This is a genomic window from Streptomyces sp. NPDC060184 (assembly GCF_042728795.1).
GTDB lineage: Bacteria > Actinomycetota > Actinomycetes > Streptomycetales > Streptomycetaceae > Streptomyces.
In genome coordinates this window covers 56,298-77,316 of the sequence record NZ_JBHWYX010000037.1, presented here as the reverse complement: position 1 = coordinate 77,316, position 21,019 = coordinate 56,298, and the positions used below count along the sequence as shown (strand labels likewise).

The following is a 21,019-nucleotide window of genomic DNA, read 5'->3' as shown; positions in this document are numbered from 1 at the left end:
ACAATTCGCACCCGAGGGGAACGGCCGGGCGCGGCCCCGCCTCACTCGACGATGAGGTGCCCCGCGGCACGGAGGACGGCGGCGACCTCCTCGCAGTGTTCCGGGCCCTTGGTCTCCAGGTGCAGTTCGACCTCCGCCTCGGTGAGGCCGAGGCGCGGCTCGGTCCGTACGTGGCTGATGTCGAGCACGTTCGCGTCGGCACCGGACAAGGTGGCCAGCAGGGCTGCCAGCGCGCCGGGCCGGTCCACCATCCGCACCCGCAGGCTCAGGTAGCGTCCGGCCGCGGCCATGCCGTGGCGCAGGGTGCGCTGCATCAGCAGCGGGTCCACGTTTCCGCCGGAGAGCACGGCCACGACCGGCCCCCGGAAGGACGTCGGGTCGCTGAGCAGGGCGGCGACGGGGCTGGCGCCCGCGGGTTCGACGACGAGCTTGGCCCGTTCCAGGCAGAGCAGCAGGGCACTGGAGAGTTCGTCCTCGGTGACCGTGCGGACCTCGTCCACCAGCTCCTGGATCAGGCCGAACGGTACGTCGCCGGGGCGGCCGACCCTGATGCCGTCGGCCATCGTCTGCGGCGTCGTCTCCAGGGCGACCGGGTGCCCGGCGTCGAGGGAGGGCGGGTACGCGGCGGCGCCCGCGGCCTGCACCCCGATGATCTTCACGTCGGGACGGAGCGCCTTGACGGCGACGGCGATGCCCGCCGCGAGTCCCCCACCGCCGATGCCGACGACGATGGTGCGGACCTCCGGGCACTGTTCGAGGATCTCCAGACCGACGGTGCCCTGGCCCGCGATGATGTCGGGGTGGTCGAAGGGGTGGATGAAGACCGCTCCGGCCCGCTCCGCGTACTCCTGGGCGGCGGCCAGGGTCTCGTCCACGACCTGGCCGTGCAGCCGGACCTCGGCACCGTACTCGCGGGTCGCGGCGACCTTGGGGAGGGGGGCGCCGACCGGCATGAAGACCGTGGAGCGTACGCCGAGCAGAGAAGAGGCGAGTGCGACACCCTGCGCATGGTTTCCGGCACTCGCGGCGACGACTCCGCCCGCCCGCTCCTCCGGGGTGAGGCCCGCGATGCGTACGTAGGCTCCGCGCAGTTTGAAGGAGCCGGTGCGCTGGAGGTTCTCGCACTTGAACTGGACGGGGGCGCCGACGAGCTCCGACAGGTGGCGACTGCCCTCCATGACGGTCGTTCTGGCCACGCCGGACAGTATTTTCTGCGCGCCCCGGACGTCGTCGAGGATCAGCGGCGGGTGGGGTGCGGACGTACGGAAGCTCATGACCGCCAGTCTCGCAGCTCGCCGCCGGGCCGCCCGCCGAGTGGTCCTGCCGCCCCGGCGTCGCGGCCTCCACCGTCTTCCCGGGTGCCCGGGTTTGCCTACCGTGGACACACCCGCCCGCATCGCCGCGTACTGTGTCCCCCACCCATCCGACACCGCACGAAGAGAGCTATTGGCCATGCCCCCTCAGGACATGACGAATGCTGCGTCTCCTTCCGGGGACGACGTCCCCGCCCCCCGGGGCTACGACCCCGTCGTCCTCGACACGCTCCAGCACCAGGTGGCGGTCTTCGCCCGGCGTGCGGAGCAGACCCGTCTCGGCGGCGTCGGCAAGGTCCGCAACTCGATGGACCGGGCCGCCTACTTGCTGCTGAACCGGCTGGACCGGGAAGGCCCGATGGGCGTGAAGGCCCTCGCCGCGGGCATGGGGATCGACTCCTCGACGGTGACCCGTCAGGTCGCCCCGCTCGTGGACACCGGGCTGGTCAAGCGGACCTCGCACCCGGAGGACGGCCGTGCGGTCGTGCTCCAGTTGTCCCCGCGCGGACAGGCCCGCCTGGAAGAGGTGCGCACCTCCCGCCGCGATCTGATGTCGCAGGTCACGAGCGACTGGAGCGAGGAGGAGCGGGAGACCTTCTGCACCTTGCTGACGCGCTTCAACGGTGCTCTGGCGGTCCGGCAGGCTGCTCACCAGCAGCAGAGCGACTGACCTGGAACTACCCTGGAAAAGCAGGCCCACGTGAAGAACGAGGAGGCCGCCATGACCAGGAAAGTCGCCGACTGCCGTAAGTATCCGAGCGTGTCGGGCTGCTCGCTGACCATCTCCGGCGAGGAGAACGAGGTCGTCCGGGCAGCGGCCGAGCACGCCGTCTCGGTGCACGAACACAAGGACGGCCCCGAGCTGCGTGAGCAGATCAGGGCCTCGCTGGACGACGAGAACGCGAAGTCCGCCGTCTGAACGGCCGGCTTGAGGGCCCGAGAGCCGGAAGCCCGTGCCGGGAGCCCGAGAGCCCGTGCCGGGAACCCGGGCCCGAGCGCCTGCCGGATGTCCTGCGGTGTCTGCGGGTGTCCGGGAGTACGGTGCCGGGGAGCGTTCCCCGGCACCGCTCGTACGGGCGGACGCCACGCGCAGTGGCGAAGTGACGGAGTGGCGGAGGGCCGGGCAACACCCCTCCGCCGTGACGGAGTCCTGTGTCGGCCGAGCCTCCGCCGCAACGGATTTTGGTGTCAGCCGAGCGCCTGGGCGAGGTCGGCCAGCAGGTCGTCGCCGTTCTCGATGCCGACGGAGAGCCGGACCAGGTCGGCGGGGACCTCCAGCGGGGAGCCCGCGGCGGAGGCGTGGGTCATCCGGCCCGGGTGTTCGAGCAGCGACTCGACCCCGCCGAGTGACTCACCGAGGGTGAACAGCTCCGCTCGGTTGCAGACGTCGACGGCCGCCTGCTCGCCGCCGCGCACGCGGAAGGAGACCATGCCGCCGAACGCCCGCATCTGCTTGGCGGCGATCTCGTGGCCCGGGTGGTCCGGCAGTCCGGGGTAGAGGACCTGCGTCACCGCGGGGTGGCGGGTGAGGAGTTCGGCGATCCGGCCGGCGTTCTCGGTGTGCCGGTCCATGCGCACGGCGAGGGTCTTGATGCCGCGCAGCACCAGCCAGGCGTCGAACGGGCCCGCGACCGCGCCCATCGCGTTCTGGTGGAAGGCCAACTCCTCGGCGAGTCCCTTGTCGTTGACGACGAGCGCGCCGCCGACCACGTCGGAGTGGCCGCCCATGTACTTGGTGGTGGAGTGCACCACGACGTCCGCGCCCAGCGCCAGCGGCTGCTGGAGGTAGGGGCTGGCGAAGGTGTTGTCGACGACCAGCCGGGCACCGGCCTGGCGGGCCACGTCCGCGACGGCCGCGATGTCGGTGATGCCGAGCAGCGGGTTGGACGGCGTCTCGACCCAGACCGCCTTGGTGCGCGGGGTGATCGCGGCGCGTACCGCGGCCACGTCCGAGGTGTCGGCCACCGAGAACTCCACGCCCCACCGCGACGCGACCTTGGCGAACAGCCGGAAGGTGCCGCCGTAGGCGTCGTCCGGGATCACCACGTGGTCGCCGGGGGTGAGCAGCGTACGGAGCAGGCAGTCCTCGGCGGCGAGTCCGGAGGCGAAGGCCAGTCCGCGCCGGCCGCCCTCCAGCGCCGCCAGGTTCTCCTCCAGGGCGGTGCGCGTCGGGTTGGCGCTGCGGCTGTACTCGTATCCCCCGCGCAGTCCCCCCACACCGTCCTGCTTGTACGTGGACACCTGGTAGATGGGCGGAACGACGGCGCCGGTGAGCGGATCGGCGGTGTTTCCCGCGTGGATCGCGAGGGTCTCGAAGCTGTGCTGGTCGGTCATGAGGCCCGAGCGTAGTTCGTCGCGAGGGCCCGCACCGGACGCTCGGCCGTACGGGGACAATGGGTCCATGGAGATTCTGTGGTTGCTGGTCGCGCTCTGCATGATCACAGCGGTGCTCGGGCCGTTCCTGTGGCGCCGCCGGGACGGTGGTGTCCAGCTCACGACGCCCGGTTCGCCGGACGCGGCCGATCCGGAGACGTACGGCTTCCTGCGGCAGGAGCTGCTGGACGTGCGGCTGCCCGGTCCGGACCAGGACCTGGTCGACGTGCTCCACGTGGTGCAGGCCACCCAGGAGTGGCGGGCGGCGGCCCAACTGCTCGCCGGTACGCCGCAGGAGGGCGAGCTCCGGTGGCAGCGGGTACAGGCGTTCGCAGGGGCAGCCGCGCTCGAACTCGGCGAACGGCCGGGCGTGGGCGGTGCCTGGCTGCGCTCGTGGCGTGCAGAGGCGCCCGGGGACCCGGGTGCGGCGGCGGTGCACGCGGAGTTCCTGGTGCAGCGGGCGTGGCGGTCCTCCGCGGTGGGCAGCGAGGACTTCCGGGTGCTGCTGGACGAGGCGCGCACGGTCGCCGGTGAGGCGTCGGCGCTCGCGCCCGGCGACCCCGTTCCGTACCTCACGCGGCTGGCGGTGGCGCGCGGACTGGGCTATGCCCCCGAGGAGTTCGACCGGCTCTGGGCGGAGGTCCTCGACCGCGCCCCGGCGCACTTCGGCGCGCACCTGGCGGCACTGCACTACTGGTCCTCGAAGTGGCACGGCTCGCGCGAGCTGGCCGACCGGTTCGCCACCTCCGCCGCCGCGCGCGCCCCGCAGGGCTCGCTGCTCGCCGCGCTGCCGCTCTTCTCGCTCTACGACAATCTGCCCGAGCTGAACCTGACACCGAGCTTCTACCGGAGCGCGGCGGTGACGAAGGCCGTCGAAGGGGCGATGTACACGGTGCACTCGGCGCGCCAGGACGACCCGACGCTCGCCCATGTCCGGCACCTGCTGGTGCTCTTCCTGGTCCGGATGGACCGCTGGTCCGAGGCGATGCACCAGTTCGTCCGCATCGACGGGTACGTCGGAGCGCTGCCCTGGACCGAGGACGCCGACCCGGCCGGCGCGTACGCGATCCACCGCGCGCTCGCGGTGGCCGGCTACGAGGCGAACGGCGGCAGCCCGGCGCGACTGCTCGGCTGAAGGTTGGGGTGGACGGAGGGCCCCGCCCTGAGCCCATCGGGCCCCTCCGCCCCGCCCGGCCCCTCGTGCCCCACCACGCCCACCGCTCCCTCTGCGTCCCCTGCCTACCTCACGCCCTCGGGGTCCCCCGCGCCCGCCAGGTCACCGGTGGGACACGATCCGATCACTCCCCACAACCATTTGACCTCGGGCTTTGTCGTTTTTCGCGGACTGTCACATCCATCGGCTGATGTCCGTCCGCCGATGCCCGATTCCCGTGGGGGGAACCATTCCGTGGGCGCAACCCTGCGCGCGCTGCGCGCCCTCGTCCTGCTCGCCGGCTTCTACGTCTTCGGACTGCTGCTGCTCGCGGCGATCCTCGCCGTCGACGTGTCCCTCGCCCTGGCCGGCCTGCGCGGCCCGGCGCTGCTGAAGCTGTGCATCCTCTCGGCGCTGGTGGCGTGGCCGATCGTCCAGGGCTTCCTGATGCTCCGGACACCGCACGGTGAGGACCCCGTCGGGCTGGAGGTCTCCGAGGCCGACGAGCCGGAGCTCTGGCGTACGGTGCGCGAGCTCGCCGACGCCGTCCGGACCCGGGCCCCGTCCCGGATCGTGCTCACCGGCGACGTCAACGCCGCGGTCTCCGAGGACTCCCGCTTCCTCGGCATGCTGCCCGGCCCGCGCGCCCTCTGCCTCGGCGTCCCGCTCGTCCAGGGGCTCAGCGAGGCGCAGCTGCGCTCGGTGCTCGCCCACGAGCTGGGCCACTACTCGCACGCCGACACCCGGCTGGCCGGGATCACCGTCCGGGGCCGCGCCCAGGTGATGCGTACCATCGCCCGGTTCGAGGAGCGCGCGGGCAGGACGGCTGACCGCGAACGCGCGCGGCTGCAGGAGAAGTCCGACCGCGCCGTCGCCAAGGGCAAGCAGCCCAAGGACGTCGACCCGGGCCGGGCGGGCATCAGCTTCCGCACGATGGCGAAGGTGTACGGCCTGTACGCCCGGTTCTACTTCTGGGCGACGCTCGCGGGCGCCCGCCGCCAGGAGTTCGCGGCGGACGCGGCGGCGGCCCGGATCACGGGCCGCGACGCCACCGCGTCGGCGCTGCGCGAGATCCCCGGGCTGAGCGCCGCCCACGCCTTCTACCTCGACCGGTACGCGACGCTCGGGCTGTCCGCGGATCTGATGCCGCCGCGCGGCGAGGTGTTCGGCGGCTTCGGCCGGATGCTGGCGGCGCGTGAACTGGAACTCGCCTCGATGCGCGCCGAGCTGCCCACCGAGACCGTCTCCCGCTACGACTCGCACCCGCCGATCCAGGAGCGCGTGCGCCGCATCGAGGCGCTGGCCCCCGACGGCCGCACCGACGAGGGCAAGGGCGCCGCGTCGGGGCTGCTCGCCGACGTGGACCGGACACTGGCGGCCCTGGAGGACGTGGTGCTGATCGACACGGTGCGCTCGCTGCCGCGCGCGGCCGGCTGGCAGGAGCTGCTGGACGCGTCCATGGACGTGCGGCTGCGCTCGGCGGACTCCCCCGTGCACCGCGCGCTGGCCATGTACACGCAGGCGCCGCCGACGCTCGCCGCGCTGCTGAAGGTGATCGAGGACGGTCAGCTCTGGAAGCTGGCGCAGCGGCTGCCGCTGTCGGAACAGGCCGCCGCCGCCAAGGGGCGCGCCTTCCGCGAGTTCGCGCGGCCCTCGCTCCTCGGCGGGGTGAAGGCGATGGCGCTGGCGGAGCTCTCCGCCGAATCCCGTCTGACCTGGGAGTTCTCCTGGTCGGAGCCGGCCGCGCCGCGGGTCGTGGCGCTTGCGGACGGCACCGAGCCCGATGTGGAGGCCGCTGTGGAAGCGGCGGTGGCCGACGTCCCCGAGACGGCCGCGCTGCGCGCGCTGGTCGGGTCGGCCCGGCCCACCGCGCCCTCGCCGGACTCCCCCGGCTCGCCGGAATCCCCGGACTCGCCGGATTCCCCGGCCCCCGGTGCCTCCGCGTGAGCCCCCGCACAAGACCGCACGCACGACTCCGCCCCGTTCATCACCACACGGATTCACAGAGAGACACGACGTGACCATTATGCTCTGGGTCGTCCTGACCCCCATCGCCCTCATCGCCCTGGCCATCGTGATCTTCTTCGGCAAGGCGATCCTGGCGGGGGCCGTCGAGGGCTGGCGCGAGGGGACCTCCGAGACCGACGCGAACGGCGACGCGTACGAGCTGCCCGAGGAGTGCGCGGCGCTCGGCCTGCTCCCCCGCGACCAGCTGGACAAGACCGCGCCCGGCCCGGAGCCCGAGGTGGTGACCGCCGCGCTCACCGCTGCGGTGACCGGTGACTGGCAGCCCGCCGCCGAGCTGATGCGGAACACCGCCGAGGCGAAGGACTGGGAGCGCCGCTCCGGGTACGCGTACACGCTGGGCGACAAGGCGGCGGAGGACGACGCCTGGCTGCTGGCCTGGGAGACCGCGCGCCCCGACGACCCGGACGCGGCGGTCGTACGGGCGCGCAGCACCGTCTCACTGGCCTGGAACATCCGGGGTGCGAAGCGGGCCGAGTACACGACGGGCGAGCAGTTCCAGGGGTTCCACACCGTCCTGGCCCGCTCCCGCGAGGAGATAGCCCGCGCCGCCGGGCTGAACCCCGCCGACCCCACCCCGTACATCACCGAGATCTGGACGGGGCTCGGGCTGGGCTACCCCCACGCGGAGATGGACCGGCTGTGGGCGGAGATCACGGCGCGTGCGCCGCACCACTACGAGGCGCATTTCTCGGCGCTCCAGTACTGGTGCAAGAAGTGGCGCGGCTCGGAGGAGCTGGCCCACGCCTTCGCCGCCGAGGCCGCCTCGAACGCGCCGCTGGGCAGTCTGCTGAAGGTGTTCCCGCTGATCGCGCACTTCGAGCACGACGACACCTCCGACGGCGACTTCACGAAGACTCCCGAGGTGCTCGCCCGTGTGGACGCCGCACTCGCGGACGCCGCCGCCGCCGACCCCGGCCACCCGCGCCTGGCGGAGGTCCGCCACGTGCTGGCGTACTTCCTCTCGTTCCAGGACCGCGACGAGGCGGCGGTGGAACAGTTCAAACTGGTGGACGGGTACGTCGGCTCGCTGCCGTGGTCGTACGACGGAGATCCGGCCAGGCTCTACTGCCACCTGCGCGACCTGTCCGTGAAGGCGGTGGCGAAGGCCTCCTGACCGGCCTCCGGACCCGGCCCGGCGCGAGAGACGCCGGAAACGCCGGACGGAATGCGGGGCGGTACGCAGGCGTTGTCCGGATACCGCCCCGCAGAAGGAGGACCGATCATGTTGTTCGGCCGTACACCCGTGCTCCCCACCCCCGAGCAGGCCCTCAAGGGCAGCCCGACCCCCACCTTCACGGTGCCCGACCGACACATCGTGCTCGGCAACCCGCTGCAGGGGCCGTACCCGGAGGGCCTGGAGGTCGCCGACTTCGCGCTGGGCTGTTTCTGGGGAGCCGAGCGCAAGTTCTGGCAGACGGAGGGCGTCTGGACGACGCTCGTCGGCTACCAGGGCGGCTACACCGAGAACCCGACGTACGAGGAGACCTGCTCCGGCCAGACCGGCCACACGGAGGCGGTCCGCGTCGTCTTCGACCCCGAGGTCGTCCCGTACACCGAACTGCTGAAGCTGTTCTGGGAGTCGCACAACCCGACCCAGGGCTTCCGCCAGGGCAATGACGTGGGTACGCAGTACCGCTCGGCGCTCTACACCCACTCCGCCGAGCAGGCCGAGGCCGCCGCCGCGTCCCGTGAGGCGTACCAGAAGGTCCTGACGGGCTCCGGGTACGGCGGGATCACCACGGAGATCCTGCCCGCCGAGGGCCGTACCTTCTGGCCGGCCGAGGGCTACCACCAGCAGTACCTGGAGAAGAACCCCGGCGGCTACTGCGGTATCGGCGGCACCGGAGTCTCCTGCCCGATCGGCGTGGCCCGCGCGGGCAGCTGATCCCGGCCGGGCCGGGCCCCGGGGCGCACGCGTCCCACGGTCCGGTCCGGCAGCACACCGCCACGAGGGGCGTCCGTCATGGGCGCCCCTCGTCGCGCTCCGGGGAGAGCTGTCCGGGAGGGGTCAGCCGTTGTCGGTGAGCGCGGCGAAACCGGCGACGAGGCCGACGAGGGCCAGCACCCCGAGCAGGCAGAGGAGCAGCACCAGCCAGCCCGTCAGGATGGACGCCAGGGCGACCCCGCGCCCGGCGCCGCCCAGGCGCTTGCCCCGGAAGCGGCCCACGTGTCCGGCGGGGATGGCGATCAGGGCGCACAGGATCGCGAGGGCGATGAAGACGGGCGGGTTGATCAGCGCGAGGCCGGTGGCGAAGTTCCCCATGGCACCGACGGCGCCCAGCGCGAAGACCCCGCTGACCGTCGCCGCCCGGTTCCTCGGCGCGGAAGCGGAAGCGTCGTCCGAGGCAGTCGACTGTTCCGTCGCCTCGGCCGTCACCGGTATGCCGTCCGTCTCGCTGCCCATGTGCCCCGCCCCCGTGATCTCCGTGCTCGCTCGTCACGGGATCCTACGGGGCCGCCGGGGACGCCGGCGGCGGCGGGAGAGCCGTCGCCCCGTCAGGCGGCCAGCCGCACCTGCGCCCTGGGTATCGCGCGCGCGGGCACGAGCCCGGCCGCTCGGGCCGCCGTACGGAACGCGCCCCGGCGGGCCAGCTCCGACGTCGCCCGGCCGAGCACGTCGGCGAGGCCGAGCCCCAGGGCGTGCGCGGCGGAGGCGAGCACCTCGGAGGACGCCTCCTTGCGGCCCCGCTCCAGCTCGGAGAGGTAGGCGAAGGAGATCCGCGCCGCGTCCGCGACGTCCTTCAACGTCCGCTCCTGGGAGAGGCGTTCCTGGCGCAGCACCTCGCCGACGAGGTCGCGCAGCAGCGGCTCCCGGGCCGTGCCCGGTGCGGGAGCCGGGACCTCGGACGGAGAAGCCGCGGGCGCCGGGGTCGCGGGAGCGGGGGTCGCGGACGCCGGGACCGGTCGCAGGGGTATCACCCGGGCGCCACGCGTGGGGCGGCGCGGTCCGGGGGCGTACGCGCTGGGTTCGTACGGGCTGGTGTCCCTCGCTCGGTTCGTCATCGCTCAAGCGTAGGAGCGGCGCCGCGCCCGTGGGGCGTACAGCGCTGTGCCCTCGGCGGATCTGCTGACGGAGAAACAGCGCAACCCCCGGCCCAGGCGCACCGTCCCGGCACCGTCAAGCACCGCCGAGCACCGCCCACCCCAGCACCGGGGCCGGTTCCGTACGCGCGCGCGCACGCACGCACCGAACCGGCCCCGGCCGGGAAACGGTCACCCGTGACCGTCGCCCGTCACCCGTGACCGTCGCCCGTCAGATGAGGCCCTGGGCCAGCATCGCCTCGGCGACCAGCTCGAAGCCGGCGATGTTGGCGCCGACGACGTAGTTGCCGGGGCTGCCGTAGCGCTCGGCGGTGGTGTAGCAGGAGTCGTGGATGTGCCGCATGATCTCCTCCAGGCGCGCCTCGGTGTGGGCGAAGCTCCACGAGTCGCGCGAGGCGTTCTGCTGCATCTCCAGCGCGCTGGTGGCCACGCCACCGGCGTTCGCCGCCTTGCCGGGGCCGAACGCGACGCCCGCCTCCTGGAAGACGCGGACGGCCTCCGGGGTGGTCGGCATGTTGGCGCCTTCGGCGACCGCCTTCACACCGTTGCGCACGAGCGCGCGGGCGTCCTCCTCGTGCAGCTCGTTCTGCGTGGCGCAGGGCAGCGCGACGTCGACCGGCACGGTCCACAGGCCGCTGCCCGCCACGAAGGTGGCGGAGGCGCCGCGGCGCTCGGCGTAGTCGGAGACCCGGCCCCGGTCCTGCTCCTTGATCTCCTTGAGCAGGTCGAGGTCGATGCCCTTCTCGTCCACGACGTAGCCGCTGGAGTCGGAGCAGGTGATGACGGTGGCGCCGAGCTGCTGGGCCTTTTCGATGGCGTAGATGGCGACGTTGCCGGAGCCCGAGACGGCGATGCGCTGGCCCTCCAGCGACTCGCCCCGAACGCGCAGCATCTCGGAGGTGAACATGACGCAGCCGTAGCCGGTGGCCTCGGTACGCGCCTGGGCGCCGCCCCAGCCGAGGCCCTTGCCGGTGAGGACGCCGGACTCGTAGCGGTTGGTGATCCGCTTGTACTGGCCGAAGAGGTAGCCGATCTCACGGCCGCCGACGCCGATGTCACCGGCGGGGACGTCGGTGTACTCGCCCAGGTGGCGGTGGAGTTCGGTCATGAAGGACTGGCAGAAGCGCATGATCTCGGCGTCCGAACGGCCCTTGGGGTCGAAGTCGGAGCCGCCCTTGCCGCCGCCGATCGGCATGCCGGTGAGGGCGTTCTTGAAGATCTGCTCGAAGCCGAGGAACTTGACGATGCCGAGGTTGACCGAGGGGTGGAAGCGCAGTCCGCCCTTGTACGGGCCGAGCGAGCTGGAGAACTCGACACGGAAGCCGCGGTTCACGTGGATGTCGCCGTTGTCGTCCGACCACGGCACGCGGAAGATGAGCTGACGCTCGGGCTCGCACAGCCGCTCGATGATGCGCGCGTCCACGAACTCGGGGCGCGCGGCGAGCACCGGGCCGAGGGTCTCCAGGACCTCCCGGACGGCCTGGTGGAACTCCTTCTCGCCCTGGTTGCGGCGGAGGACCTCCGCGTAGAGCGGCTCGATGACGCGGCTCTCAGCCGTGGGCGTGAGAGCGGATTCAGAAGATACCGACATCTGATCAAGACCTTCCTTGGAGCAGTGGCAGATACGTGCGCGCCCGTCCCGAGAACGCACCCGGCCCCGTCGCCCCCCGTGCGTGTGCGGGTGTCGCGCGCGGGACGGACAGAAACCGGTGTATGGCTCAATTGTCCTCTCGGACGGCGCGCGCCTTCCGGATCATCCACATAGTGGCCATCGCGCGACGGTCGCACCCGACGGACCGGGCCGCCGAACGGCCGTACGGCTCCGAAGGATCACCGCCTTCCCGCCGTCCGGACGGACGGCTCGTGGTGTGACCGTAATCACGGAGGGGCGGCTTTTGGTCTCCGCCGTGCGGAACGTGCCCGCGTACGCGGACGCGCCGGCCACCCGGGGGTGGTCGGCGCGTCCGTGGCGCGGGGCGGCCGGGTCAAGCGGAGGCGTTCTCCGTGATGGTGACCTTGCCCTTGCGGATGGTGGCGAGGCGCGGGGCCTTGCGGGCGAGGGAGCTGTCGTGGGTGACCATGACGAAGGTCAGCCCCAGCTCCTTCCAGAGCCCTTCGAGCAGCGTCATGATCTCGTCGCGCATGGACTCGTCGAGGTTGCCGGTCGGCTCGTCGGCGAGGAGCACCTTGGGCTTCTTGACGAGCGCACGGGCGATGGCGACGCGCTGCTGCTGCCCGCCGGACATCTCGCTCGGCAGGTGGGTGGGGCGGTCGCCGAGGCCGACCGACTCCAGCGCCTCGATCGCCCGTTCGCGGCGGATCTTTGCACTGATGCCGAGCGGGACCAGGGCGGTCTCGACGTTCTCCGCGGCGGTGAGCGTCGGGATCAGGTTGAAGCTCTGGAAGACGAAGCCGATGGACTCGGCCCGGACCTTGGTGAGCTTGGCCTCGGAGAGCTTGGCGAGGTCGACGCCGTCGAGCTCGATGGTGCCCTCGGTCGGCCGGTCGAGGCCGCCGAGCATCTGGAGGAGGGTGGACTTGCCGCCGCCGGTGGGGCCCTGGATGACGAGCCGGCCACCGTCCTCGATGGTCAGGTCGACCCCGGCGAGCGCGTCGACCCTGGTCTTTCCCCGCATGTAGCGCTTGGTGACGCCTCTGAGCTGATACACGTGTGGACTCCTGCTGTACGTACGGAAGGTGAGGTCGTGGAGCCGGTGACTACTCGACGCGACGCAGGGCGTCGGCCGGGCGCAGCCGGGAGGCACGCCAGCCGCCGAACGCGCCGGCGATGAGCCCGCCCGCCACGGCCAGTACGACAGCGATCACGATGGTGGAGAGGGAGACCGGCGCGGTCAGCGCGATGTCCAGGGTCTTCGCGGCGGACTGGCGGCCGGGGCCGCCCATCCCGCCGCCGCCCATGCCGCCGAAGCCGCCACCACCGCCGCCACCGCCACCACCGGAGCCGAGCTCCGCGGTGAGGGTGGGGCTGATCGCGGTGACGATGTACGCGCCGGCCAGGCCGACGGCGATGCCGAGGACACCGCCCATGAGGCCGTTGACGAGCGCCTCGCCGATGACCTGGCGGGTGACCCGGCCGCTCTTCCAGCCGAGGGCCTTCAGGGTGCCGAACTCGCGGACGCGACGGCTGACCGCCGAGGAGGTGAGCAGGCCCGCCACCACGAAGGCGGCGATCAGGACGACGATGGAGAGCCACTTGCCGACGCTGGAGGCCAGGTCGGAGGCGGTGGAGAGGGAGCCGGAGACCGTGTCGGCCAGGTCGGCGGAGGTGGTGACGGTGGTACCCGAGATGTTCTTCTGGATGGCCGACTTGACGCTGTCGATGGCCGTGGAGTCCTTGGCCTTCACGTAGACCGTGGTGACCTTGGCCTTCGAGTCCGAGAGCGTCTGGGCCTGCTGGAGCGGGATGTAGACGTTCGCGGCGGCGTCACCGCTGCTCGCGGTGGAGACACCGATGATCGTGAACTTGGTGCCGGAGATGGTGACGGTCTTGTCGACCGCGAGCGACTTCTCCTTGGCGTAGGAGGCGTCGACGATCGCGACCTTGCCGTTGGTCTCGGTGGTCTTGAAGGTGCGGCCCTTGGTGATCTCGGAGGAGGTCAGCGGGCCGAGGTCCTGGTGCGTGACGTCGGTGCCGTACACGGTGAAGGAGTTGACGTCGAAGGAGGCGCCGCCACCCTCGACGCGGCCCTGCGGGGCGCCACCGCCGCCGCCCTGACCGCCGAAGCCGCCCTGGCCTCCGCCGTTGCCGGACGACTGGTCCTGCTTGAACTCGCCGCGCTTGAACTGGCCGTCGACCTTGAGGACGTTCAGGCTCAGCCCGCCGACCGCGGTCGCCACGCCGGACTGCTTCCCGACCTTGGTGACGGTGGAGTCGGCCAGGGTCTGGAAGCCCTGGACCATGACGCGGTCGGTGGACTGCGTCGCGTCGTCGTCGCTGTCCTTGGCGTCGAAGTTGAACCTCGGGCGCTCCTGGGCGCCCGAGGTGCCCTGGGCGGCGGCGGCCTTGGTCACGGTCATGTCCGTGCCGAGACCGTACAGCGATTCCAGGACCTTGTCCTGGGCCTTGCCCATCCCGGCGGTGACCGAGCTGACGACGATGACCAGCGCAATGCCGAGGGCGAGCCCCGAGGCGACGACCAGCGCCGCCTTTCTGCGACGGCGCAGCTCGCGCCGGAGGTAGGTGAAGAACATGCCGCGAACCTATGGACCGGGCGTGATGGTGAGTTAAGGCCATCATGAGAGGAGGATGAGAACCTGCCGGGCCGGGAACTCCCGGAGGATCACCGCCCCCGCCAACGCCCGAGGGCGGTGGCACCGGCGGTCCGTGGACCGGGGTGCCACCGCCCTCGGCGGGGGAAAACGGGGTGCCGGGGATCAGGCCGCCGAGCCGGCGGTCCACTCCGACCAGCTCATGTTCCAGCCGTTGAGACCGTTGTCGGGGGCGATGGTCTTGTCCGGGGAGTTCTTCACGACGACGACGTCGCCGATGATCGAGTGGTTGTAGAACCACGCGGCGGGCTGGTCCGCGTCGCCGGCGCCCTTGACGTCCTGGAGGCCGACGCAGCCGTGGCTGGTGTTGGCCGAGCCGAAGATGCTGGGGTCGCCCCAGTAGTTGCCGTGCACGAAGGTGCCGGAGCTGGAGAGGCGCATGGCGTGCGGGACGTCCTTGATGTCGTACTCGCCCTTGCCGTCGTCGTCGGTGAAGCCGACCGTGGCACCGTTCATGCGGGTCTCCGTGTACTTCTCGGAGATCACCATCTGGCCGTTGTACGTGGGGTTGTCGGGCGAACCGGAGGAGATCGGGATCGTCTTGATCGTCTTCCCGTCCTGGGTGACGGTCATCGTGTGCGCCTTCGCGTCCACGGTGGAGACCTGGTTGCGGCCCACCTTGAACGTGACCGTCTTCTGCTGCACGCCGTAGACGCCGTCCGCGCCCTCGACACCGTCCAGCGCGAGCTTCAGCGTGACGGTGGAGCCGCTCGTCCAGTAGTCCTCGGGGCGGAGGTCGAGGCGCTGCGAGTTGAACCAGTGGCCGACGACCTGCTGGCCGCTGCTCGACGTGACGGTGATGCCGGCCTGGACGGCGGCCTTGTCGCTGATCGCCTTGTTGAAGTTGATCGAGACCGGCATGCCGACGCCGACGGTGGAACCGTCCTCGGGGGTGAAGTTCCCGATGAAGCTGTTGTCCGGCGAGACGGTCGTGAAGGAGCCGTTCTCGTGCGCCTCGCGGCCCTGGGAGTCCTTCGCCGTGGCGATGACCTTGTACGTGGTGGAGCGCTCCAGCTGGGCGGCGGGCTTCCAGCTCTTCCCGTCCGCGGCGAGCGTGCCCTCCACGGTGTCCCCGGCCGCGGTCGTCATGGTGACGGTGGTCAGCGTCCCCTTGGCGACGGTGACCTTGGCCGCGTTGTTGATGCTGGCGTTGGTCGAGCCGTTCTTCGGCTCGATCGATATCTGGGCCTCGGACACGTCCTTGGCCGCGGCCTCGTCGACCGCGGTCTGGGACTTCTGCGTGCTGCCGGCACCCGTGGGACTCGCATCGTCGCCGCCACTGCACGCCGAGAGCACCAGCACGCCGCCGAGCAGTGCGGACGCGGCCATGAGGCCCTTGCGCCGCTTGCTGTCCGTGATCACACGCTTCTCCATCGTTGCCAATTCCCCAAAATCCCCGTAACGGCGCCGCCAGATGCGGGTTCCCGTCAATGTTCCAGAACCCCGGTCGGTGGCGATCCGTTCCACATCCGCACCGGATGTGGGGAACACCACTCATCGACGCGTCCCCGACGGCCTTGGTTCCCGCCCGCGCGTGTCCGGCCCGGTGCGGTTCCGGTCCGGGCCGGCGCGCGGCCCGGAAACGGTGTCCTCACAGGTCGGACCGGTCGCCGCGGACGGCTGCCCGCGTGGTCGCCCCTTCCATTCTCCTCGGCTGCCCACCGCCCCGGCCCCGGTGCGGAGCCGGGGCCGGACGCCGGCTACTCCTTCCCGCTCTCCTCGTCGTCCTCGTCGTAGTACTCGTAGGCGTCCGCATCGTCGTCGCCGTCGTACGCGTCGTGCTCGACGGCCTCGCTGCTCCAGGAGGCCTGTGCGAGCTCGATCCCGGGTACGGCGCTGACCAGGTCGAAGGGGTCGATCAGCGAAGCGAGCGCCTCTGCGGCGTCTGCCCGGACAAGGGACTCGGCATGCCTGCGCTCCTGGTCCGCCCCGTCGTCGTCGGGGTCGGGGAGGGCGTCCTCGTACTCGGCGGCGACCGCTTCCAGGGCGGTGCCGGTGAGGGCTTCCAGGTCGGTGACCTCCACCACCAGCTCCACCTGGAGGCGGACGAACGCGGGCTCCGGAGCGTCCTGTGCCACCGGCTCCCGCGCGTCCCGGGCCAGTCCCCGCGCCATGTTCTGTGAAGTGCTCTCGGAAGTGCTCATGGCCGGAGCGTATGGCTCCGGTTCCCGCGCGCTCCAGCGACCCGCTGCGGGCGGGGCCCCTTCGCACCGGCCCGTTCGCGGCGGTGGTCGTCCCCGGGGCCGGACGCGCCGGGGCCGCTCGGTGCTCCTTGATGAAGGTCGTACCATCGGCCCACGGGGGTCAACTCAAGGTCGTCGTCAGGGGATCGAATCTGTGACCATCACTCGTCGCACACTGCTGACCGTTTCCGCCGCGGGCATCGTGCTGGGCGCGCTCTGCTTCGTACCGTCGGCGAAGACCACGGGCGACACGCGTGCGGACACCGCGTCGGCGAGAACCGCGGCCACCGTTCCGGTGCAGGGGACGGACGAGTCGTACGGCTCGTCGAGCCGGGAGTTCGCCCAGGCGGACTCCGGTTCCGGCACGGACGCCACGCCGTATCTGATCGGCGGCACGGTCCTGCTGGGCCTCGGCGCGGGGTACGTCGCGCGCTCGGACCGCCGGTCCTCCTCGCCCGCGTGACATGACGTCACCCGCGTGACACGACGGTCGCCCGCGTGACACGGCACCGCCGCCCTGCCGCCCGCCCTCCGGACCGGGGGACGGGCGGCAGGGCGGGCGGAGCCGAGGCGGGTGCGTCAGTCCAGCGGTCCGGTGACCCGCTCCACGGCCCGGACCAGCCCGCCGCCGCGGACGAACGCGTCGGCGGCGGCCAGGTCGGGGGCGAGGAAACGGTCCGGCCCCGGCCCCTCGGCGCCCGCCTCGCGCAGCGCCTCGACGGCCGCACGGGTGGCGAGTGCGGGGAACAGCCCTCCGGCGGCCCGCAGTTCGACGGCGCGCGCCGCCGCGTACAGCTCGACCGCGACGATCCGCGAGAGGTCGTCCACGGCGGTACGGAGCTTGCGCGCGGCCGACCAGCCCATCGAGACGTGGTCCTCCTGCATCGCGGAGGACGGGATCGAGTCGGCGGACGCGGGCACGGCCAGCCGCTTCATCTCGCTGACCAGGGCCGCCTGGGTGTACTGAGCGATCATCAGGCCGGAGTCCACCCCGGCGTCGTCGGCGAGGAACGGCGGCAGCCCGTGCGAGCGGTTCTTGTCCAGCAGCCGGTCGGTGCGGCGCTCGCAGATGGAGCCGAGGTCGGCCGCGACGATCGCCAGGAAGTCGAGGACGTACGCCACCGGGGCGCCGTGGAAGTTGCCGTTGGACTCCACCCGCCCGTCCGGCAGCACCACCGGGTTGTCGACGGCGGAGGCGAGCTCCCGTTCGGCGACCGTGGCGGCGTACGCGAGGGTGTCCCGGCCCGCACCGTTGACCTGGGGCGCGCAGCGTACGGAGTAGGCGTCCTGGACGCGGGGCGCGTCGTCCTGGTGGTGGCCGGTGAGGCCGGAACCCTCCAGCACCCGCAGCATGTTGGCGGCGCTGACGCCCTGCCCGGGGTGCGGACGGATGGCGTGCAGTTCGGGGGCGAGGACCTTCTCGGTGCCGAGCAGCGCCTCCAGCGAGAGCGCGGCGGTGATGTCGGCACTGGTGTAGAGGGCGCGCAGGTCGGCGAGGGCCATCACCAGCATGCCGAGCATGCCGTCGGTGCCGTTGAGGAGGGCGAGTCCCTCCTTCTCGCGGAGCTCCACCGGCGTGATGCCGTGCTCCGCGAGGAGTTCGGCGGCGGGGCGTACGGTGCCGTCCGGCCCCTCGGCTTCCCCCTCGCCCATGAGCGCGAGGGCGCAGTGCGAGAGCGGGGCGAGGTCGCCGGAGCAGCCGAGCGAGCCGAACTCGTGGACGACCGGGGTGATCCCGGCGTTGAGGAGGTCGGCCATGGTCTGCGCGACCTCGGGGCGTACGCCGGTGCGGCCGGAGGCGACCGTCTTGAGGCGGAGGAACATCAGCGCGCGCACCACCTCGCGTTCCACGTGCGGGCCCATGCCCGCGGCGTGCGAGCGGACGATGTTGCGCTGGAGGCGTCCGCGCAGCTCGGGGCTGATGTGGCGGGTGGCGAGGGCGCCGAAGCCGGTGGAGACGCCGTAGACGGGTTCGGGGCGCGCGGCGAGCGCGTCGACGGTCCTGCGGGCGGCGGCGAGGGCGTCCAGGGCCTCCGGGGACAGGACCACGCGCGCGTCCTCGCGGGCCACGGCCAGGACGTCCTCGGCGGTGGTTCCGGAGGTCCCCACCACGACAGTGTGCATATCCATATTCAGGACCCTACGCACTGAAACTGGCCATGTCACCAGTGCTCGGCGGGTTGACCCCTTACCGACGACCTGCCCCGGCCGCTCCACCCGCCGGCCCACCCCGGCCGCCCGCACGGCGGGTCTTCACACCGCAGGTCTTCACACCGCAGGTCTTCACACCGCAGGTCTTCGCACCGCAGGTCTTCTCGCGGCAGGTCCTCTCACGGCAGGTTCCCCCGCAGCCTCCGGCGGTCGTGGGCCGGGGCCGGCGGCGAGTCGGCGAGCCGCATCACCTCGCCGTCCCGCCCGGCCACCACCGGGCCCACCGCACGGTCGGCCTTCGCCCGGTACTGCGCGGCGTCGGCGAGCCGGAAGAGCCGCCGGGCCGAGTGGACCGGCCCGATCGGGTCGCCGGTCGAGGCGAGCCCGCAGGCCACCCCGTCGCCCAGCTCCATCGCCGCGGCGCGCTCGCACAGTTCGGCGGCGACCCGGATCACCTCGTCCGCCCCGGGGCCCACGGAGATCAGGCAGAACTCGTCGCCGCCGAGCCGGGCGGCGAGGGCGTCCGGGAGTATCGCCCCGCACCGCGAGAGCACCGAGCCGAAACGTTCCAGCAGGCGGTCGCCGACGGCGTGGCCGTGGGTGTCGTTGACCGCCTTGAGCCCGTTGAGGTCGCAGACCACCAGGCTGACCACGGCGCCCTCGACGCGGTGCCGCTCCACCGCCTCGTCCAGCCGGATGTCCACGGCCCTGCGGTTGGCGAGGCCGGTCAGCGGGTCGGTGAAGGCGAGCTTGCGCACCTCTTCCAGCCGCTCGGTCTGCGCGATGCCCGCCGCGACCACGGCCGCGAGCACCGTCGCGAAGTCGGCGTCGTCCCGGTCGAAGACGGGCGTCCCGACCGGCCGGGCCACGTACAGCTCGCCCCAGGCCCGGCCGTGCAGCACGATCGGCGCGACCACGCAGCATCCCCGGCCGCGCCGCTGGAGCGCGGCGACCCGCTGGTGGCAGAACGGGCGGGCGCCCCGGGCCGGTGCGCCGCCACCCGGGTGGTGCCCCTCCGCGGTCTCCACCCAGGCGTCGGGTTCGCCGCCGCCCGCCCAGCGCTCGTGCAGGAACTCGGTGATCTCCGGGAACCGGTGGACGGGGTACGCCTCCTCCTCGGGGAACTCCTCCTCCCCCTCGGCCCGCTCCCCCGCGTTCACCAGGACGCGGAGCCTGCCCCGGTCGCGCTCCCACACGGAGAGAGCGGCGAAGGAGCCGCCCAGCGCCTCGCAGGCGCCCAGGGCCGCGGCCCGCCACGACTCCTTCGCGGTGCAGGCCGCCGCCATGGTCTGCGCCAGCGACACCACCGCCCGCAGTCGCACATCGTCACCACCCATCACACCAGCTTATGTACGTATGAGCCGGTGTGATCACCCGAAGGGTCCGCGCCGGGCCGGGAACTCCCCCTGCCGCCCCCGGCTCCGCGGTCACACTGCGTCATGCACCCGCGGCCGGGTCACCCCAGCCCCGGCCACCGGGGCTCGCGCTTCTCGTTGAACGCGGCCACGCCCTCCGCACGGTCGCCGGAGAAGGCCACCGTGCGCCAAGCCGCGTCCTCCACCTCCAGCCCCGTCCGCAGGTCGAGCCCGTGGCCGAGGCGCAGGGCGCGCTTCGCGGCCCGCAGCCCGACCGGGGAGTTGGCGGCCATCCGCCCGGCCAGCGCCAGCGCCGCGTCCCGGTCCGTGCCCTCCGCCACCAGCTCGTCCACCAGCCCCAGGGCGTGGGCCTCCGCCGCCTCCACCCGGCGCGCGGTGAAGATCAGCTCGGCCGCCCGGGCCGCGCCGACCCGGCGGGGCAGCAGCTGGGTGCCGCCGCCGCCCGGGATCACCCCGACCGACACCTCGGGCAGCCCCACCACTGCGGTGGAGTCGGCCACGATCACGTCGCAGGAGAGCGCCAGCTCGAACCCGCCGCCGAGCGCGTAGCCGTGCACGGCGGCCACGGACGGCATCGGCAGCTCCAGCACCCCGGTGTACGCGGCGCGCGCGACCGGCCGCTGCCGCCCCAGCTCGGCGTCGCCGAGGGAGTTGCGCTCCTTGAGGTCCGCGCCCACGCAGAAGGCGCGCGGGCTGCTGGAGGAGACGACGGTGACGCGTACGTCAGGGTCCGCCCCGAGCGCCTCGCAGGCGGCGGCGACCGACCGGGCCATCTCCGAGGAGACCGCGTTCATGGCCTTCGGCCGGTCGAGCACCAGCTCCGCGACGTGCCCGGACTCCGCGTGACGCCGTACGACGACGAACTCCCCGAACCGCTGCTCGGACGTGACACTCATGGGTTCCATCCCTCCGGTGGTGGCGTTCCGGGGGAGCTTAGGCCGGATCGGGCAGCAGGCGTGGTCCGAGCGGTGCGGACGAGGGGCTGGGGACAGATGAAGGGCACGGTGCGTCACGCGTGGCCCGAGCGGGGGCCCTGCCCTCCGGCCGGACCGCGGTGCGGGAGGCACGCGGGGCCGAGGGGGCAAGGTCGCGGTCGGCCGTTGCCCGTTC

At 72.5% G+C, this 21,019-nt stretch carries 19 protein-coding genes; 7 read left to right on the top strand and 12 right to left on the bottom strand.

From position 1 onward, the window contains the following. Nucleotides 1-41: 41 nt before the first annotated feature. Nucleotides 42-1,274, bottom strand: coding sequence for a threonine ammonia-lyase (gene ilvA / locus ACFWEE_RS23720; protein WP_386891893.1), 1,233 nt, complete (start codon nt 1,272-1,274; stop codon nt 42-44). Between the two features lie 178 nt (nt 1,275-1,452). Here ilvA and ACFWEE_RS23715 point away from each other — a divergent pair, with 178 nt between their 5' ends. Together ACFWEE_RS23715 and ACFWEE_RS23710 are read left to right on the top strand one after the other, a co-directional pair. Beyond that, nucleotides 1,453-1,983 (top strand): MarR family winged helix-turn-helix transcriptional regulator, encoded by a 531-nt coding sequence (locus ACFWEE_RS23715; RefSeq protein WP_386891891.1) that lies wholly within the window; start codon nt 1,453-1,455, stop codon nt 1,981-1,983. 51 nt (nt 1,984-2,034) lie between these two features. Beyond that, the gene (locus ACFWEE_RS23710) at nt 2,035-2,232 is read left to right on the top strand and encodes a DUF1059 domain-containing protein (RefSeq protein ID WP_327177675.1); all 198 of its coding nucleotides are present in this window, start codon (nt 2,035-2,037) and stop codon (nt 2,230-2,232) included. A 269-nt stretch (nt 2,233-2,501) separates the two neighbouring features. Here the strand turns inward: ACFWEE_RS23710 and ACFWEE_RS23705 are convergent, their stop codons facing one another. Then, complete coding sequence (locus ACFWEE_RS23705) at nt 2,502-3,647, bottom strand: cystathionine gamma-synthase (RefSeq protein WP_386891890.1); 1,146 nt, start codon at nt 3,645-3,647, stop codon at nt 2,502-2,504. Nucleotides 3,648-3,714: 67 nt separating this feature from the next. Here ACFWEE_RS23705 and ACFWEE_RS23700 point away from each other — a divergent pair, with 67 nt between their 5' ends. The 4 genes from ACFWEE_RS23700 to msrA all read left to right on the top strand — a co-directional run bounded on the left by ACFWEE_RS23700 (nt 3,715) and on the right by msrA (nt 8,752). Continuing rightward, nucleotides 3,715-4,821 carry a hypothetical protein gene (locus ACFWEE_RS23700; protein ID WP_386891889.1) on the top strand — a complete coding sequence of 369 codons (1,107 nt, stop codon included), beginning with the start codon at nt 3,715-3,717 and terminating at the stop codon, nt 4,819-4,821. 273 nt (nt 4,822-5,094) lie between these two features. After that, nucleotides 5,095-6,786: a M48 family metalloprotease gene (locus tag ACFWEE_RS23695; protein WP_386891887.1), complete on the top strand. Its 1,692-nt coding sequence runs from the start codon at nt 5,095-5,097 to the stop codon at nt 6,784-6,786. Between the two features lie 70 nt (nt 6,787-6,856). Further along, complete coding sequence (locus ACFWEE_RS23690; protein ID WP_386891885.1) at nt 6,857-7,981, top strand: hypothetical protein; 1,125 nt, start codon at nt 6,857-6,859, stop codon at nt 7,979-7,981. A gap of 105 nt (nt 7,982-8,086) precedes the next feature. Beyond that, a complete protein-coding gene (gene msrA / locus ACFWEE_RS23685) occupies nt 8,087-8,752 on the top strand; it encodes a peptide-methionine (S)-S-oxide reductase MsrA (protein ID WP_386891916.1) in 666 nt (221 codons plus the stop codon). 123 nt (nt 8,753-8,875) lie between these two features. Here the strand turns inward: msrA and ACFWEE_RS23680 are convergent, their stop codons facing one another. The 7 genes from ACFWEE_RS23680 to ACFWEE_RS23650 form a co-directional block, all read right to left on the bottom strand. Next, nucleotides 8,876-9,271 (bottom strand): DUF4190 domain-containing protein, encoded by a 396-nt coding sequence (locus ACFWEE_RS23680; protein WP_386891883.1) that lies wholly within the window; start codon nt 9,269-9,271, stop codon nt 8,876-8,878. 92 nt (nt 9,272-9,363) lie between these two features. Further along, the gene (locus tag ACFWEE_RS23675) at nt 9,364-9,870 is read right to left on the bottom strand and encodes a helix-turn-helix domain-containing protein (protein ID WP_386891882.1); all 507 of its coding nucleotides are present in this window, start codon (nt 9,868-9,870) and stop codon (nt 9,364-9,366) included. 250 nt (nt 9,871-10,120) lie between these two features. After that, on the bottom strand, nt 10,121-11,500 hold the full coding sequence (gdhA, locus tag ACFWEE_RS23670; protein ID WP_386891881.1) for an NADP-specific glutamate dehydrogenase: 1,380 nt from the start codon (nt 11,498-11,500) through the stop codon (nt 10,121-10,123). Between the two features lie 394 nt (nt 11,501-11,894). Further along, complete coding sequence (locus ACFWEE_RS23665) at nt 11,895-12,578, bottom strand: ABC transporter ATP-binding protein (RefSeq protein ID WP_386891879.1); 684 nt, start codon at nt 12,576-12,578, stop codon at nt 11,895-11,897. 49 nt (nt 12,579-12,627) lie between these two features. Next, complete coding sequence (locus ACFWEE_RS23660; RefSeq protein ID WP_386891877.1) at nt 12,628-14,121, bottom strand: ABC transporter permease; 1,494 nt, start codon at nt 14,119-14,121, stop codon at nt 12,628-12,630. Nucleotides 14,122-14,304: 183 nt separating this feature from the next. After that, the gene (locus ACFWEE_RS23655) at nt 14,305-15,573 is read right to left on the bottom strand and encodes an Ig-like domain-containing protein (RefSeq protein ID WP_386891876.1); all 1,269 of its coding nucleotides are present in this window, start codon (nt 15,571-15,573) and stop codon (nt 14,305-14,307) included. A 326-nt stretch (nt 15,574-15,899) separates the two neighbouring features. Then, on the bottom strand, nt 15,900-16,343 hold the full coding sequence (locus tag ACFWEE_RS23650) for a hypothetical protein (RefSeq protein ID WP_386891875.1): 444 nt from the start codon (nt 16,341-16,343) through the stop codon (nt 15,900-15,902). A 193-nt stretch (nt 16,344-16,536) separates the two neighbouring features. Between ACFWEE_RS23650 and ACFWEE_RS23645 the strand changes: the two genes are divergently transcribed. Next, nucleotides 16,537-16,845: a hypothetical protein gene (locus ACFWEE_RS23645; protein WP_386891874.1), complete on the top strand. Its 309-nt coding sequence runs from the start codon at nt 16,537-16,539 to the stop codon at nt 16,843-16,845. A 116-nt stretch (nt 16,846-16,961) separates the two neighbouring features. Here the strand turns inward: ACFWEE_RS23645 and hutH are convergent, their stop codons facing one another. From hutH to ACFWEE_RS23630, 3 genes are all read right to left on the bottom strand, one after another. Further along, complete coding sequence (gene hutH, locus ACFWEE_RS23640) at nt 16,962-18,506, bottom strand: histidine ammonia-lyase (protein WP_386891914.1); 1,545 nt, start codon at nt 18,504-18,506, stop codon at nt 16,962-16,964. 206 nt (nt 18,507-18,712) lie between these two features. Next, complete coding sequence (locus ACFWEE_RS23635; protein ID WP_386891873.1) at nt 18,713-19,870, bottom strand: diguanylate cyclase domain-containing protein; 1,158 nt, start codon at nt 19,868-19,870, stop codon at nt 18,713-18,715. Between the two features lie 119 nt (nt 19,871-19,989). Further along, a complete protein-coding gene (locus ACFWEE_RS23630; RefSeq protein WP_386891872.1) occupies nt 19,990-20,805 on the bottom strand; it encodes an enoyl-CoA hydratase/isomerase family protein in 816 nt (271 codons plus the stop codon). Nucleotides 20,806-21,019: the final 214 nt, after the last annotated feature.